Origin of the sequence: uncultured Sulfitobacter sp. (assembly GCF_964021855.1) — a bacterium.
Lineage (GTDB): Bacteria > Pseudomonadota > Alphaproteobacteria > Rhodobacterales > Rhodobacteraceae > Sulfitobacter.
On record NZ_CAXHZD010000001.1, the window covers coordinates 418,302 to 433,853 of the forward strand.

General features: G+C 56.5%; 11 protein-coding genes. 10 read left to right on the forward strand and 1 reads right to left on the reverse strand.

The window, feature by feature from the left end:
* Window positions 1–45: 45 nt before the first annotated feature.
* The 6 genes from AADJ11_RS01980 (at window position 46) to AADJ11_RS02005 (ending at window position 10,704) form a co-directional block, all read left to right on the forward strand.
* Window positions 46–2,814, forward strand: coding sequence for a TRAP transporter permease (locus AADJ11_RS01980; RefSeq protein ID WP_341232882.1), 2,769 nt, complete (start codon window positions 46–48; stop codon window positions 2,812–2,814).
* 169 nt (window positions 2,815–2,983) lie between these two features.
* Window positions 2,984–4,075, forward strand: coding sequence for a carbon-nitrogen hydrolase family protein (locus AADJ11_RS01985; RefSeq protein ID WP_341232883.1), 1,092 nt, complete (start codon window positions 2,984–2,986; stop codon window positions 4,073–4,075).
* 78 nt (window positions 4,076–4,153) lie between these two features.
* Window positions 4,154–6,892, forward strand: a complete 2,739-nt coding sequence (locus AADJ11_RS01990) for an aminotransferase class I/II-fold pyridoxal phosphate-dependent enzyme (protein ID WP_341232884.1) — start codon at window positions 4,154–4,156, stop codon at window positions 6,890–6,892.
* A gap of 17 nt (window positions 6,893–6,909) precedes the next feature.
* Window positions 6,910–8,370, forward strand: coding sequence for a biotin carboxylase (locus AADJ11_RS01995; RefSeq protein WP_341232885.1), 1,461 nt, complete (start codon window positions 6,910–6,912; stop codon window positions 8,368–8,370).
* Between the two features lie 18 nt (window positions 8,371–8,388).
* Window positions 8,389–9,360, forward strand: a complete 972-nt coding sequence (locus AADJ11_RS02000) for a C45 family peptidase (RefSeq protein WP_341232886.1) — start codon at window positions 8,389–8,391, stop codon at window positions 9,358–9,360.
* Window positions 9,361–9,381: 21 nt separating this feature from the next.
* Window positions 9,382–10,704 (forward strand): aspartate aminotransferase family protein, encoded by a 1,323-nt coding sequence (locus AADJ11_RS02005; protein WP_341232887.1) that lies wholly within the window; start codon window positions 9,382–9,384, stop codon window positions 10,702–10,704.
* Between the two features lie 55 nt (window positions 10,705–10,759).
* On the opposite strand, the gene AADJ11_RS02010 is transcribed toward AADJ11_RS02005, so the two are convergent.
* The gene (locus AADJ11_RS02010) at window positions 10,760–11,320 is read right to left on the reverse strand and encodes a type 1 glutamine amidotransferase domain-containing protein (RefSeq protein WP_341232888.1); all 561 of its coding nucleotides are present in this window, start codon (window positions 11,318–11,320) and stop codon (window positions 10,760–10,762) included.
* Between the two features lie 165 nt (window positions 11,321–11,485).
* Between AADJ11_RS02010 and AADJ11_RS02015 the strand changes: the two genes are divergently transcribed.
* The 4 genes from AADJ11_RS02015 to AADJ11_RS02030 are packed head-to-tail and all read left to right on the forward strand — an operon-like array spanning window position 11,486 to window position 15,394.
* Window positions 11,486–12,133, forward strand: a complete 648-nt coding sequence (locus AADJ11_RS02015) for a paraquat-inducible protein A (RefSeq protein WP_341232889.1) — start codon at window positions 11,486–11,488, stop codon at window positions 12,131–12,133.
* 11 nt (window positions 12,134–12,144) lie between these two features.
* Window positions 12,145–12,750, forward strand: a complete 606-nt coding sequence (locus AADJ11_RS02020) for a paraquat-inducible protein A (RefSeq protein ID WP_341233647.1) — start codon at window positions 12,145–12,147, stop codon at window positions 12,748–12,750.
* Complete coding sequence (locus AADJ11_RS02025) at window positions 12,743–14,827, forward strand: MlaD family protein (protein ID WP_341232890.1); 2,085 nt, start codon at window positions 12,743–12,745, stop codon at window positions 14,825–14,827. The genes AADJ11_RS02020 and AADJ11_RS02025 overlap by 8 nt, the downstream gene beginning before the upstream one ends.
* A 3-nt stretch (window positions 14,828–14,830) precedes the next feature.
* Window positions 14,831–15,394 (forward strand): ABC-type transport auxiliary lipoprotein family protein, encoded by a 564-nt coding sequence (locus tag AADJ11_RS02030; RefSeq protein ID WP_341232891.1) that lies wholly within the window; start codon window positions 14,831–14,833, stop codon window positions 15,392–15,394.
* Window positions 15,395–15,552 lie beyond the last annotated feature (158 nt).

Sequence of the window (15,552 nt, forward strand, 5' to 3'; positions counted from 1 at the left end):
AAAAGCGGCACTCGTCCTAAGATGGGGCCATCAGGGGGACTACACATGTCAAACAAAGATCAACAGCAAGCCGCTGCCGTCGAAGCCGGAGCCGCAGGGCGCGCGGGCCTAAGTCAGGCGGAACTGGATGAACTTGTTGCGTCTTCTGACACGGGCGGCCGTTCCGCGACGGGGAGCGTTGGCTTTTTCCTCGCGATGATTGCCCTTGCGTGGTCGCTGTTCCAGCTTTGGATCGCGTCACCCATTCCGTTTGTTGTGGGCTGGGGCGTGTTTAACGACACCGAAACCCGGTCTATCCACCTTGCGTTTGCCTTGTTCCTTGGCATCACCGCCTTTCCCGCCGCCCGCACCAAAGTACAGCTGGGCCTTGGTCTGATTGTGCCGATTGTGTTGGCCTATCTGTTTATGGTCGCTGCCAAAGACGGAACGCCGACATGGTGGATTCCGCTGGTCGCCCTTGGTGTTGTTGCCACCGTTTTGCTGGGCTCCCCCAAAGACCGCGTTCCGGTTTGGGAATGGGCCTTGGCCATCGTCGGTGCCGCAGCCGCGCTGTATTTGTTTGTTTACTATCGTGATATTTCCAGCCGCGTTGGCGCGCCCAACATGCAAGATACCGTGGTTTTCGTGATCGGTATCATGATCCTGCTAGAGGCAACGCGCCGCGCGCTTGGCCCGGCTTTGATGATCGTGGCCTCGGTCTTCCTGATCTACAATGTGCTTGGGCCGGTCATGCCCGACATCATCGCGCATAAGGGCAACAGCCTGTCCGAGATCGTGAACCACCAGTGGATCACCACCGAAGGTGTGTTCGGCATCGCGCTTGGTGTTTCGACGTCATTCGTCTTCCTGTTCGTTCTGTTCGGCGCGCTGCTGGATAAGGCCGGTGCGGGCAACTACTTTATCCAGGTCGCGTTCAGCATGATGGGCCACATGAAGGGCGGACCTGCGAAGGCGGCTGTTGTGTCCTCTGCGATGACGGGGCTGATCTCGGGTTCGTCCATCGCGAACGTGGTGACCACGGGTACATTTACCATTCCATTGATGAAAAAGGTCGGGTTCAGCTCTGAAAAGGCTGGCGCGGTCGAGGTTGCATCGTCCGTGAACGGCCAGATCATGCCGCCCGTTATGGGCGCTGCGGCGTTCCTGATGGTTGAATATGTGGGCATCCCCTATTTCGACGTGGTCACGCATGCGTTTTTGCCTGCGGTGATTTCCTACATCGCGTTGGTTTATATCGTGCATCTTGAGGCCTTGAAGGCCGGTATGGTCGGGCTTGAACGTCCCTATACGCCCAAGCCGATTGTGCAGCGTTTGCTGGTGACCGCGTTTGTCGTTGCGGCGATCTGCGCGCTTAGCTTTGCGGTGTACTATGGCATGGGCTGGTTGCGCCCTGCGTTCCCGAACAGCGCGGGCTACATCATCTTTGGTGTGCTCACGGCGGTTTATGCGGCGCTGCTGTATATCGGTTCCAAAGAAGAGCCGCTGAAGCTGGACGATCCGAACGAGCCTGTCACGCGTTTGCCGATGCCCGGTCCAACGGTGCGTTCCGGTTTGCACTTTATCCTGCCAATCGTCGTGCTGGTTTGGGCGCTTATGGTTGACCGTCTGTCCCCCGGCCTGTCGGCGTTCTGGGCGACCACCTATATGGTGTTCATCTTGGTCACCCAGCGTCCGCTGATGGCGATTTTCCGCGGCGAAAGCCAGTTCGCCAATGACGTGGTTGAAGGTGTCAAAGACCTGATCGACGGCTTGGTCGTTGGCGCGCGCAACATGATCGGTATCGGCATCGCCACTGCGACTGCGGGTATCATCGTGGGCGTTGTCAGCCAAACCGGTGTGGGGTCCGCTTTGGCCGATGTGGTCGAGGTCCTGTCGGGCGGCAATATCCTTGCCATTTTGTTCCTGACGGCAATCTTGTCGCTGATCCTTGGCATGGGTCTGCCGACCACGGCGAACTATATCGTTGTGTCCGCGCTGCTTGCCCCTGTCATCGTGACCTTGGGCCAGCAGAACGGTCTGATCGTGCCGCTGATCGCTGTGCACCTGTTCGTGTTCTACTTTGGCATCATGGCCGATGTGACGCCGCCGGTGGGTTTGGCGAGCTTTGCCGCTGCTGCTGTATCTGGCGGTGATCCGATCAAAACCGGTGTGGTTGCGTTTTTCTACAGCTTGCGCACCGCAGCACTGCCGTTCCTGTTCATCTTCAACACCGAATTGTTGTTGATCAATGTGACGATGGTTCAAGGTATATTCGTCTTCATTGTCGCGACCTTTGCGATGCTGCTGTTCGCGGCGGCAACCCAAGGGTGGTTCCTGGCCAGAAACCGCTTCTATGAAACCATCGCCCTGCTGCTGATTGCATTCACGCTGTTCCGGCCCGGTTTCTGGATGGATATGGTGTTCCCACCGTATCTTGAGGAAGCACCAGCCGAGATCGTGCAAGCCGCAGCCGATACACCCGTTGGCGAGAATTTGCGCCTGCGAGTGTCTGGTGTCGGTGATCTGGGTGATCCGATTGAATTTGTGGCGCTGCTGCCGATTGGCGAAGGAACCACAGGCGAGGAGAAGCTGGAAGCAGCAGGTATCGTGACGCGCATGGATGGCGACAAGATGATCATCGACGATGTGCTGTACGATTCATCTGCGGCAGCTGCCGGTCTGGACTGGGATCAAGAGGTTCTGCGCGTTCTCAAACCTGTGTCCGTGCCCAGCAAATACTGGATGTTTATCCCGGCGCTTTTGCTGCTTGCCTTGGTTGTGGTGCTGCAAAGAGGCCGGAATTCACGTGGCATTCGCCAGACGACAACGGGGTAAACAATAGAGCAATGTGCGTGTCACGCATACAAGCCATGCACAGGGCGCTTAAGGGGCCAGCACGTCACCTGTTTAGTATTCTGAACAGACGGGGTATGGACTGTCCAACTTGGGCCTCTGGCGGGAATATGTCCCGCCAGAAACGCCCCTTTGGACGGAGTAAGTTCTTATGACACCTTTTGCGATTGCAGGCGTGCAAATGTACGTCAATGCGTTGGAATCCAACGTCGATGGTATGATCCAGCGGCTGGATATTCTGATGGCGCGTTTCCCGTGGACACAGATGGTTCTGTTTTCCGAACTGGCCCCCTTTGGCCCGTTGGATCGCTTTGCCCTGCCGCCGGAAAATGAAGCGCTTGAGAAGTTTCAAGCCGCCGCGCGCAAGCACCGCGTTTGGCTGATCCCCGGATCGATGTTTTTGAAAAACCCCGAGGATGGCCGCGTTTATAACACTGCCGTGGTGATCAACCCCGAGGGCGAGATTATTCGCCGCTATGCCAAGATGTTCCCGTTCCGGCCGTATGAATCCGGCATCGCGGCAGGCACTGAATTCTGCGTCTTTGACGTACCAGAAGTCGGCCGTTTCGGCCTGTCGATCTGCTATGACATGTGGTTCCCGGAAACCACACGGCAACTGACCAGCCAGGGTGTCGAAGTTCTTTTGACGCCTGTTCTGACCGGCACCACCGACCGCGACGCCGAACTGGCCATCGCGCGCGCAACGGCGGCGCAATTCCAGTGCTATGTCTTTGCGGTAAACGGCCTTGGGGCGGGCGGTGTTGGCAAATCCTTGGTCGTTGATCCGACATCGATGGTGCTGCACCAATCCGCTGGCCAAGAAGACATGTTCCCGATCGAAGTTGACTTGTCGATGGTGCGCCGTCAGCGTGAAACCGGTATGAAGGGTTTGGGTCAGGTTCTGAAATCCTTCCGCGACCGTTCGACCGATTTTTCGGTCTATGATCGCAGCAGCGGAACCGATGCTTATTTGAACACGCTTGGCCCGCTTGAAATACCTCATCAAGGTACGCGTGCAGGTCTGCATGTTGATGTGCCCGCGCAACTTATCCCTGATGCGCCAACCTTTAAGGGGCAAGATGCGACACCCAGCTTCGCACACGAACCTTTACCAAACCCAACTGCTGGAACAGCGACAGTTCCGGCTGAACCTCATGTCGCTGCGGTCCCTGCCGCTGCACCACCTAATCCACCCGTAAAACCCGGCGCACCCGCCGGAAGCGGTCCAACATCCAGCGGCTAAGCTTGTGTATCTTGTCCCGGCCAATCTTTGGTCGGGACGCAGGATGCAAAAGCGGACGCCCTAACCGGAGTACGATTGATGCATTCTATGAACAACTATTCGTCGGCAATTCAGTTGCGGTCGGACAGGTGGAGCGCACTGCGCGGGGCGGCAACAGCCCTGACCCGCAAAGCAAGCCCCGCAGAGATCGAAAAACTGCGGGGAACATGCCAAGAGCTTTTTGCATCGCTTGCCCTGATTGAACCCTATTGGGCATTTCCGGGCATGCCCGCGTTCGAACATCTTCAGCGGATGCTGAATCACAACAACTTTGAAGACATGGCATTCGCCATCAACCGCATCGCCCGTGGGCTGACGACAGGGGCCTATCGCCGCCGGTCTATCCCGCTTGAGCGTGACAGCATCGACAACGAAGAACATGACGACGAGGCAATGCTGTCCCCCGAAGCGCGGGCGCTGACCAAGCCGTATTTCGAGGTGTTGATCGTTGACGATGTAAGCGAACAGCAAGAACGCTGGCTGAAATCCAACGTCAGCCGCATGCGCCGCCCCGAAGACCCGTTTCATTACGAGGCGGTGGTCGTCAAATCCATCGAAGACGCGCTGATTGCCGTGCTGTTTAACTACAACATCCAAGCCATCGTTGTGCGCCCGGGTCTGACGCTGAAATCCAAAATGGATAAACAGATTTTGACCCGTTATCTGGCGCGCGCCGGTGGTCAGGAAGAGATCGAAAAACTGCAGCCCGAAAACTATGGCCCCGAACTGTGCCGGATGATCGCCAAGGTGCGGCCTGAGCTGGATGCCTATCTGGTCACTGAACGGTCGGTCGAAGACATCGCAGGCCTTGATCTGGGTATCTGTCGGCGGGTTTTCTATAACCAAGAAGACTTTATGGAGCTGCACCTGAACATTCTGCGCGGTGTGCAGGCGCGGAACAAATCGCCGTTTTTCACAGCGCTTGTCGAATACTCCAAACAGCCCACGGGCGTTTTCCACGCAATGCCGATCAGCCGCGGCAAATCGATCACCCGTTCGCACTGGATTCAGGATATGGGCGCGTTCTATGGGCCCAATATTTTCCTTGCCGAAACCTCTGCCACGTCTGGCGGGTTGGACAGTTTGCTGGAACCTCATGGCCCGATCAAAGAAGCGCAAGAACTGGCGTCGCGGGCATTTGGATCAAAGCAGACGTTCTTTGCCACCAACGGTACATCGACCTGTAACAAGATCGTCGTGCAGGCGCTGGTACGGCCCGGTGACATCGTGCTGGTCGACCGCGATTGCCATAAATCGCACCACTACGGCATGGTGCTGGCGGGCGCGCAGGTCTGTTACCTTGATAGCTATCCGTTGAACGAATATTCGATGTACGGTGCCGTGCCCCTGCGCGAGATCAAGCAGCAATTGCTGACGCTCAAGGCGGCGGGAAAGTTGGATCAGGTGCGCATGTTATTGCTGACCAACTGTACCTTTGACGGGCTGGTTTATAACGTCGAACGCGTCATGGAAGAATGTCTGGCGATCAAGCCTGACCTCGTTTTCCTGTGGGACGAAGCATGGTTTGCCTTTGCCCGTTTCAACCCGACCTATCGCCAGCGCACCGGCATGAATGCCGCGAACACCCTGCGCGACAAGTTCAAAACGGCCAAACACGCCGAAGCCTATGAGGCACAGCAGGCAACGCTGAAAGATGCAGATGAGGAAACCCTGCTGAACACCCGGCTGATCCCGCCGCCGACGTCGCGGGTCAGGGTCTATACCACGCAATCGACACATAAAACGCTGACATCTTTGCGTCAGGGGTCGATGCTGCACGTCAACGACCAAGACTTTAAAGGCGAGGTGGAGCAGTCGTTCCACGAAGCTTACATGACCCACACATCGACATCGCCCAACTATCAGATCATTGCGTCATTGGATGTCGGGCGTAGGCAGGTTGAGCTGGAAGGGTTTGAATTCGTCCAACGCCAGATCGAAGCGGCCCTGTCCATGCGCCGTGCGATTGCCGACCATCCGCTGCTCAGCAAATATTTCAAGGTGCTGACCGCAGGGGACATGATCCCCGAGGAATATCGCGAAAGCGGGGTCACCAGCTATTACGATCAGGAACAGGGCTGGACCGACATGTGGGACTGCTGGGAGAAAGACCAGTTCGTTCTGGATGCCAGCCGCGTGACCCTGTTGGTGGGCGGCACGGGCTGGGACGGTGACACGTTCAAGACCGATATCCTGATGGATAAATACGGCATCCAGATCAACAAAACATCGCGCAACACCGTGTTGTTCATGACCAACATCGGCACGACACGATCCAGCGTAGCCTATCTGATCGAAGTGCTGGTCGAGATCGCCAAATCGCTGGATGATCTGCTGGATGATGCCAGCAAGATGGAACGCCGCTCGTTCGACAATCGCGTGTCGAACCTGATGGAAAACTATCCACCGCTGCCAGACTTCAGCCGTTTTCACGATGCATTCCGCGCCGATAACGTGACCTCGGAAGGGGATATTCGCACCGCGTTCTTCCTCGCTTATGATGAAAAGAACACCGATTATCTGGACCTTAACGGCACCCTACGGGAGGCGATGGATGCGGGTGAAACGGTCGTATCGGCCAGCTTTATCATCCCCTATCCGCCCGGCTTTCCGATCCTTGTGCCGGGGCAGGTCGTCAGCCAGGAAATCCTGTCCTTCATGCGCGCCTTGGATGTCAGCGAAATTCACGGCTACCGGCCCGATCTGGGGCTGCGTGTCTTTACCGATGCTGCGCTCAAACGTGTGCGCAAGAAAAACCTCTCGTCTTCACCTGAATAACAAAAGGAACCCATCCTATGTCCACGACTGTTCTCAAGAATATCTCGGAAATCCGCCGGTTCTTTCACCGTAACGAAGACCCGATCTATTTCATCTCGGCCACCAATTTTAACCTGTTGGGTCTCGATGAATGGGTGAAGAACTTTAAATATATCTGCTACATCGACTGCTACGGCGGCAAGCACCCTAACGTGTTCTGCCCGTCCGAACAGCCGCACGCCGAATTCCAAAGCATCGAAGACATCAACAACTATCTGTTGCAGCACAAAGAGGTGATTGATTTCATCAAACGTCGCGGTGGCAAGCCCAAGTTTGTGTTCCTGATGTTCGACGAGGAAACCGAGCGTCTGTCCAAAGAACTGGGTGCCGATGTCTGGTTCCCCAAGGCCAAACTGCGCACCAAGATGGACAACAAGATCGAAACCGTCCGGATCGGCAACAAGGCGGGCGTGCCATCGGTGCCGAACGTGCTGGCCGAAGTCAAAAGCTATGAAGATCTGAAAAAGACCTGCGAAAAGGCAGGTATCGGTCACGATCTGGTGCTGCAATCGGCCTTTGGTGACAGCGGGCACACCACGTTCTTTATCAAATCCGAGGCTGATTTCCGTCGCCACGAATCCGAGATTGTCGGCGAGGGCGAGATCAAGATCATGAAGCGCATCGATTGCCGTGGTTCCGCGATCGAGGCTTGTGCCACCAAAGAAGGTACAATCGTTGGGCCGCTGATGACCGAGCTGGTCGGTTTCAAAGACCTGACACCCTATCGGGGCGGCTGGTGTGGCAATGAAATCCTGTCCACGGCCTTCCCGCCCAAAGTGCGCCAACGCGCGCGCGAACTGACGTTCAAGTTCGGTGAACAGCTGCGCAAGGAAGGGTATCGCGGGTATTTCGAGCTCGATTTCCTGATCGACAAAAAGACCGGCGATCTGTGGCTGGGCGAATTGAACCCGCGCATCACCGGCGCGTCATCCATGACCAACCACGCGGCATTTGCCCATGCCGATGCGCCGCTGTTCCTGTTCCACTTGCTTGAGTTCTCAAAAAAGAAATTCAATCTGGACACGGCCGAGCTGAACGATCGTTGGGCCGACCCCGCGATGATCGACGGCTGGTCGCAAATGGTGATCAAACACACCGAAGACAGCGTTGATATCTGTAGCGATGCGCCGGAAACCGGCATCTATAAGATGCTTGAAGACGGGCGTGTGGTGTTTGACCGTTTCGATTATCACCGCCGTGCGGTCGAATCTGAAAACGAAGCGTTCTTTTTGCGCATCCTTCAACCGGGTGATTACCGCTATGAGGGGGCCGATATTGGCATCCTTGTGACCCGCGGCCGGTCGATGACCAAATCATTCCAGTTGAATGAGCGCGCGAAAAAGTGGATTCACGGCATCAAGCAGTCGGTGCACGGTCGGCCTTTGCCTGTGGCAGAGGCAGGTCCAGCGTTTTCAGACCCGGCTTTTAAAATTCTCTAAGCCCCGAGAGGCCAGCACATGCTTTGGCGTGCGATATCAGAAGAAACGCCCGGTCCCAAATGGGCCGGGCTTTTCGCAGAATACTGGCCTCACTACCGTAAATGGTGGTTGAAGGAGGGCGAATCCGTGCGCCCGACCTATGCGGAATGCCTGCGCGCGCTGAAAACCCACATGCCCGAGATGGTCCCGCTGTATGAGGAACTGTGCGAGCAGGCCGGCGGCGGTGATCTGGCCGCGCGGTTCCTAAGCTTTTATTGTCCGCCGCCCTATCTGTCGGGGTGCAGTCAGGCCGTGTGGGGCGGCAGAGAACCGGTTTTGGTGCGCAATTACGACTACAACATCAACGCTTTTGACAGCTTGGTTTTGCACACGGGCTGGCAGGGCCGCAAAGTTATGGGCACCTCGGACGGGTTGTTCGGGTTGGTGGACGGTGTGAATGACGCAGGCCTGTCGATATCGCTGACCTTTGGCGGCAGGCGCGTCGTGGGTGTGGGGTTTGGCGTGCCGCTTATCCTGCGCTATGTTTTGCAAACCTGCGAAACCACGGAACAGGCAGGCGAGGTGCTGGCGCGCGTCCCAACGCATATGAGCTATAACGTCACCGTGCTGGACCGAAAACGCAAGTATCTGACGGCTTTCATGGCCCCTGATCGCGAGGCATTGATCACCAATGCCGCTGTGGCAACCAACCATCAAGAAACCGTTGAATGGATCAGCCACGCACGGTTCACAGCCACGGTCGAACGCGAGCGGTATCTGCTGCAACGCTTGCGTTTCCACCGCGACCCCGAGGAAAAGTTCATCGGCACGTTTCTAAAGCCGCCCTTGTATTCGCATGCCTTTAATGCCGGTTTTGGCACGCTATACACCGCCGTCTACCGCCCCCGAAAACGCGAGATGGAACTGCGTTGGCCCGGAACGGTCTGGCCCCAGACGATTGACAATTTTGAGGAAGGGGCGCGCAACGTGTTGCTGCCCGGTGCTGCTTAACCCTTAGCCAAGGATAACCCCATGTCGCATGTCTTTCCCCGTCACACCCGCAACCTGCCCCCGGTCGCCGTCAGTGGCGAGGGGTGCTATCTGACCGACGCCAGCGGCAAACAGTATTTAGACGCCTCAGGCGGCGCGGCGGTGTCGTGCCTTGGCCATGGTGACCACGAGGTGATTGATGCGATCAAGGCGCAATTGGACAGCCTTGCCTATGCGCATACGGGGTTCTTTACCTCTGAACCGGCTGAGATCCTTGCCGATCTGTTGATCGAACATGCGCCGGGCGATCTGGATCGTGTCTATCTGGTGTCCGGCGGGTCAGAGGCGGTCGAGGCCGCGCTGAAACTTGCCCGTCAGTATTACGTGGAACGCGGCCAGCCCGACCGTGGCCGCATCATCGCCCGCAAGCAAAGCTATCACGGTAATACCATTGGCGCGTTATCGGCGGGCGGAAACGAATGGCGGCGCGCGCAATTTGCGCCGTTGCTGCTGGATATCAGCCATATCGATCCGTGCTATGAATACCGCCTGATGCACGACGGCGAAACGCCTGAGGAATACGGCCTCCGCGCCGCCAACCTGCTTGAGGCGGAATTGCTGCGCGTCGGCCCTGAAACCGTGATGGCATTCATTGCCGAACCTGTGGTGGGGGCGACGTCGGGCGCGTTGACCGCCGCACCGGGGTATTTCAAACGCATCCGCGAGATTTGCGATCAATACGGCGTGTTGTTGATCTTGGACGAGGTCATGTGCGGCATGGGGCGCACCGGTGCGTTGTTTGCTTGCACGCAAGAAGGCGTGAACCCGGATATCTTGTGTATCGCCAAAGGGTTGGGCGGTGGATACCAACCCATCGGGGCGATGCTGTGCACGGCAGAGATTTATCAGGCCATCCGAGACGGCACGGGCTTTTTCCAGCACGGGCATACCTATGTGGGCCACCCCACGGCCGCCGCCGCCGGTGTCGCGGTGGTTTCTGCCGTGCTGGGGCGCGATCTGCTGTCCAACGTGCAACGTCAGGGGAACAAGCTGCGCAGCGCGTTAAATGCGGCCTTTGGCCAGCATCCAAACGTCGGTGATATTCGGGGTCGGGGCTTGTTCATGGGCGTTGAAATGGTGGCTGATCGCAGCACCAAAGCGCCGTTTGATCCGTCCATGGGGATCGCTGCAAAGATCAAGAAACACGCGTTTGAAAACGGCCTGATCTGCTATCCTATGGCGGGCACGATTGACGGGAAAACCGGCGATCACGTGTTGCTGGCGCCGCCCTTTATCATCACGGATGCGCAAATTGACGAACTGGTCGAAAAGCTATCCAAAAGCATTACGCAGGCCTTGGGCTGAAAACCAAAAAGGCAGGGCGTGAACCCTGCCTTTCCGATACGATACGCAAGCTGGTTTAGGCAGCTTCGCGGTCGTGTTTGCCTTCTTCGACCTCTTCAACGATCTTTGCGATGAACGCGTCCAGATCTTCGGGCGAACGGCTGGTGATGATCGCTTGATCAACCACAACTTCGCTGTCCTCAAAATGCGCGCCGGCATTTTTCAGATCGGTGGCGATGGACCCGTAAGAGGTTGCTTTGCGGCCCTCGATAATACCGGCCTCGATCAGCAACCAAGGTGCGTGGCAGATGGCGGCAATGGGCTTGCCTGAATCGCCAAACGCTTTGATCAGCGCAACGGCGTCTTTGTTCGCGCGCAGAATGTCGGGGTTCATTTGACCGCCGGGCAGGACAAGAGCGTTGTAATCATCAACACTTACGTCGGCCAGTGCCTTGTCAGCGGGAACAGTGTTGCCCCAATCTTTCTGATCCCAACCTTTGATGTCTTCGCCATCGGGGGTCACAACATGCACTGTCGCACCTTTGGCGCGCAGGTCATTCAGGGGGCGCTCAAGCTCGGATTGCTCAAAACCATTGGTTGAAAGGATCATGATTTTTGCATTTGAAATCTGTGTCATCGTTACTCTCCTTCATGCTCGTTATTTGCTTCTCCCTCCCAACACTTGTGTGGCGAATTCGTTCCAGCCAGCGATCAAGGATTGCACGGGCAGATACGCGTTTTCATGACTAAATCGTGTGCGGATTTGCATATCAAATGCCGAAAGACACTGTATAAAAGCGCTATGAAGGACACCGCAGATCTAGACACACAAATTCCGCTGACAGACCTGATTGTCTGTCCCAAATGCGATGCCGTGTATCATCTGAAAATCCCCAAAATGGGTGAAAAGGCGGTTTGCCAACGCTGTCACACCTTGCTGATCGCACCCCGGCACAAAGCGGGCCTGATTATCATCGCCATCTCAATCGCGACGTTCATTTTGATCATTGGTGCGGCGTTTTTTCCGTTCCTCAATATCGACGCGGCAGGCAACAAAAACTCGGTTTCGGTGATCGATGCGGCATTGGCATTTTCAAGCGGGCCGCTTTTGCTGCTGGCCTTGGCGACGGCGGGTTTGATCCTGATCGTTCCGTTGATCCGGGTGGTGATCACGCTTTATGTGCTGGTCCCCGTTGTGCTGGATTTACCCCCCGCCCGATATGCGATGCAGGCCTTTCGCGCGTCCGAGGCATTGCGCCCGTGGTCGATGGCCGAGATTTTTGCACTGGGCTGCGCAGTGGCACTGGTCAAAATCGCCGATCTGGCAACGGTCGGGTTTGGGCCTGCATTCTGGATGTTTGGCGGTTTGGTGGTTCTGGTGGTCGCCCAAGAGAACTTTATTTGTAGATGGTCTGTATGGAATTCTCTGGAACACCCAAAAAAATCCTAAGCGCGCGGCAGATGGGCCTTGTGGCCTGTACCCGTTGCACCCAAGCGTGGCCGATGGGCACGCAGATTTGCGGGCGGTGCGGGCACAAGATGGTGTCGCGTGACTATGGCAGTCTGCAACGTGTCTGGGCATTCTGGGTGGTCGGGCTGATGTGCTATATCCCGGCAAACGTGTACCCGATGCTGCGCACCAAGACGTTGTTTCAGAACGACGAAAGCACGATCATCAGCGGTGCGGTGGAATTGGCCCATCACGGTGCCTTTGGGGTGGCGGCGATCATTCTGGTCGCGTCGGTCGTCATTCCGTTGGCCAAATTCTGGGCCATTGCTTATCTGGCGATCAGCGTCAAAAGCCGCCGTATGGCCTCGAACAACGCGCGGCATTTCATGTATGAAATCGTCGAATACATTGGCCGCTGGTCGATGATCGATATCTTTGTGGTTGCGATTTTATCATCTCTGGTGCAACTCAAGACACTAGCCACTATCAATCCCGGTCCGGCGAGTATGTTCTTCGCACTTTCCGTGATTTTCACTATGCTTTCCGCACAGGCTTTCGATTCCCGTATGATTTGGGATGACCAAGCAGGGGATGGGGATTCCACGCAAAATGACTGATACACCACCTGACGTGCCGATCAAATCTGCGCGCAAGATATTCCTAAGCGGCGCATCGATCGTTTGGATCATCCCGTTTCTGGCGCTTTTGGTTGCATTGGGCGTGGCCTGGCAAAGCTATAACGCGCGCGGACCACAAATTTTTATCGAGTTTGAAAACGGTGCGGGCATCAAGGCGGGTGAAACCGAATTGCGGTTTCGCGATGTAACCGTTGGCCGGGTCGAGGCGGTTGGGTTTTCGCAAGGTTTGGACAAGGTGGTCGCCACAATCCGCGTCGACAAGGACGTTGCCCCCTATATCGATAACAGCGCTGCCTTCTGGATCGTTCAACCCGAAGTGTCGGCCCAAGGCATTACCGGCCTAAGCACCGTTTTGAGCGGTGTTTACATCGAAGGGTCGTGGAATGATGAAATTGGTTCATTCGCCAACCGTTTTAGCGGCGCGGAATCTGCGCCCCTGATCAGGACCGGCCAAACCGGTTTGCAGATCGCATTTCGCACCGTAGGAAATGGTCAACTGACAGACGACGCGCCGATCCTGTATCGCGGCATCGAAGTGGGCCGTCTGGGCAAGGCCGAGATCGCACCCCGCGGTAATTTCGCAATCGTCGAGGCGTTGATCTATGAGGAGCACCGCAATCTGGTGAACAGTTCCACCCGGTTTTGGGATAGCTCGGGGTTCAGTGTTTCAATTGGCCCCGGCGGGGCCGAGATCGACTTTGCATCCATCGCCACCCTGATCGGTGGGGGCATCACCTTTGATACTTTCGTTTCAGGGGGCGGTCGCGTTCAAGACGGGACGGTTTTCGAAATTTTCCCAAGCAAAGAAGAGGCGCGCAACGCGGTCTTTAATTCGTCTGCGGTTGAACCGGTCGAGCTGAGCGTGATCTTTGACGAGAATATCTCGGGCCTTGCTGTGGGTGCGGTGGTCGAGCTGAGCGGGTTGAACATTGGTCAAGTCGAAGCACTGTCCGGAATCGTGGATTATAACCAGTTTGGCGACAGCCGGGTCCGGCTGAACGCGACCCTGTCTATCCAGCCCGCGCGTCTAGGCTTGCCCGGCGAAGTGTCTGCAGAAAGCGCCTTGGCGTTTTTGCAAGATCGCGTGGCGAACGGCTTGCGCGCCCGTTTGGCCAGCGCCAGTTTGCTGACCGGCGGCCTTAAGGTGGAAATGGTTATTGTCGAGGATGCCCCATTTGCGCGGCTCGAGGCGACGGCGGATGGTTTGCCTGTCATGCCGACCACCAAAAACGAGACATCGGACGCTGCCGCCACCGTTGAAGGCGTGTTTACCCGGATCAACAACCTGCCCATCGAGGAATTGCTGAACAGCGCCATCGGCCTGATGAATTCCGCTCAGGCATTTATTGGTAGCGACGAGTTGCAACAGACCCCAAAAGACGTGCGGACGCTTATCAACGAGGTTACTGGACTGGTCTCATCCGACTCCGTTCAGAACATCCCCGTCAGTCTGAATGCAACATTGTCGCGGGTGGAAACCTTGGTTGCGACGCTCGAGCAAGAGCAGATGGCCAAGCGTCTGTTGGATGCGCTGGATGCGGTATCCGGTGCTGCTGATGGCTTTTCGACCTCTATTGAGGGGGTGCCTGAACTCATTACAGAAGTGCAAGCTGTTGCCGCCAAAGCCAGCGATCTTGAGCTTCAGGAATTGGTGGACGAGTTGACGGCACTAACCCGCTCTGCCGAGGCTGTGATTGATACGCCAGAGGCAGTTGCCCTGCCGGGATCGTTGAAAAACGCCTTGGACGAGCTGAACTATACCTTGCAAGAACTGCGCGAGGGTGGTGCGATCGAAAACGTCAATCAAACCCTGGCGTCGGCACGCAATGCAGCCGACAATATCGCTGTATCAGCAAAAGATCTGCCTCAGATCGTGGACCGGCTATCGGCCCTTTTCGATCAGGCCAGCCGTACCATCGAAGGCTATGACGAGGGCGAGAAGATCAGCCGATCCGCACAGGAAACCATGCGGGATATCCAAAAAGCGGCTGATGCGCTTGCATCTTTGGCCAAGACCATTGAACGTAATCCAAATTCGCTATTGCTGGGACGCTAGAACATGAACGTCGTACAAAATATCGCAGCTCTGGGGTTGTGTTTGGCTTTGGCCGCTTGCGGGTCCGCGGACCGCTATGCCGTAACGCTCCCTCCCGTGACAGAAACGGTGCGCATTGCATTCCGGTCGGTAGAGGTGCGTGATGTCTCTCTGCCCAGCTATGCGGCGGCTGATGAAATACACATCCGGAAGAATGACGGTACCTTGGTCAGTTCGACCGACACGCTCTGGGCGGACGCGCCAGAACGGGCCGTGGCGCTGGAAATTAGCGAAAGCCTGTCCCGGTTGACCGGCCGGCCTGTCGCGTCAGAACCGTGGCCTTTCGAGGCATACCCCGACGCCCGGCTAGAGCTGCGCTTTACCGAGCTGTTGGCAACCGAAACAGGACAGTTTCGCGCAACTGGCCAGTACTTTGTCGCGGTTTCAGGGGGCGGCAGGGAACGGTCGGGCCTGTTCGACCAAAGCGTTTCATTTGACCCCAAAAGCGGCCCGGCGGGCATTGCCAGCGCACGCGGTCAGCTGATCTTTCGGCTTGCAGAATTTATTGCTAAAGAAGGTTTGAAGTAACAGAATGGATAATACGCGGCGAGCAAGTGGGTAAAAGTCAACTTTATGTTGAAATTCTTGCCTAACCCATTAGTAGTCCACCCCATATTCAGGGGTCTCGCAATTGTAGATGCTGGGCAGTACCGCACAGCTTGGGCAGGCGAAATTCAATCGATCAA

Coding starts and splice junctions, on each gene's coding strand:
- AADJ11_RS01985 (WP_341232883.1), top strand. CDS start 2,984: ATGACACCTTTTGCGATTGCAGGCGTGCAAATGTACGTCAATGCGTTG.
- AADJ11_RS02015 (WP_341232889.1), top strand. CDS start 11,486: ATGAAGGACACCGCAGATCTAGACACACAAATTCCGCTGACAGACCTG.
- AADJ11_RS02005 (WP_341232887.1), top strand. CDS start 9,382: ATGTCGCATGTCTTTCCCCGTCACACCCGCAACCTGCCCCCGGTCGCC.
- AADJ11_RS02000 (WP_341232886.1), top strand. CDS start 8,389: ATGCTTTGGCGTGCGATATCAGAAGAAACGCCCGGTCCCAAATGGGCC.
- AADJ11_RS01990 (WP_341232884.1), top strand. CDS start 4,154: ATGCATTCTATGAACAACTATTCGTCGGCAATTCAGTTGCGGTCGGAC.
- AADJ11_RS01980 (WP_341232882.1), top strand. CDS start 46: ATGTCAAACAAAGATCAACAGCAAGCCGCTGCCGTCGAAGCCGGAGCC.
- AADJ11_RS02020 (WP_341233647.1), top strand. CDS start 12,145: ATGGGCCTTGTGGCCTGTACCCGTTGCACCCAAGCGTGGCCGATGGGC.
- AADJ11_RS01995 (WP_341232885.1), top strand. CDS start 6,910: ATGTCCACGACTGTTCTCAAGAATATCTCGGAAATCCGCCGGTTCTTT.
- AADJ11_RS02030 (WP_341232891.1), top strand. CDS start 14,831: ATGAACGTCGTACAAAATATCGCAGCTCTGGGGTTGTGTTTGGCTTTG.
- AADJ11_RS02010 (WP_341232888.1), bottom strand. CDS start 11,320: ATGACACAGATTTCAAATGCAAAAATCATGATCCTTTCAACCAATGGT.
- AADJ11_RS02025 (WP_341232890.1), top strand. CDS start 12,743: ATGACTGATACACCACCTGACGTGCCGATCAAATCTGCGCGCAAGATA.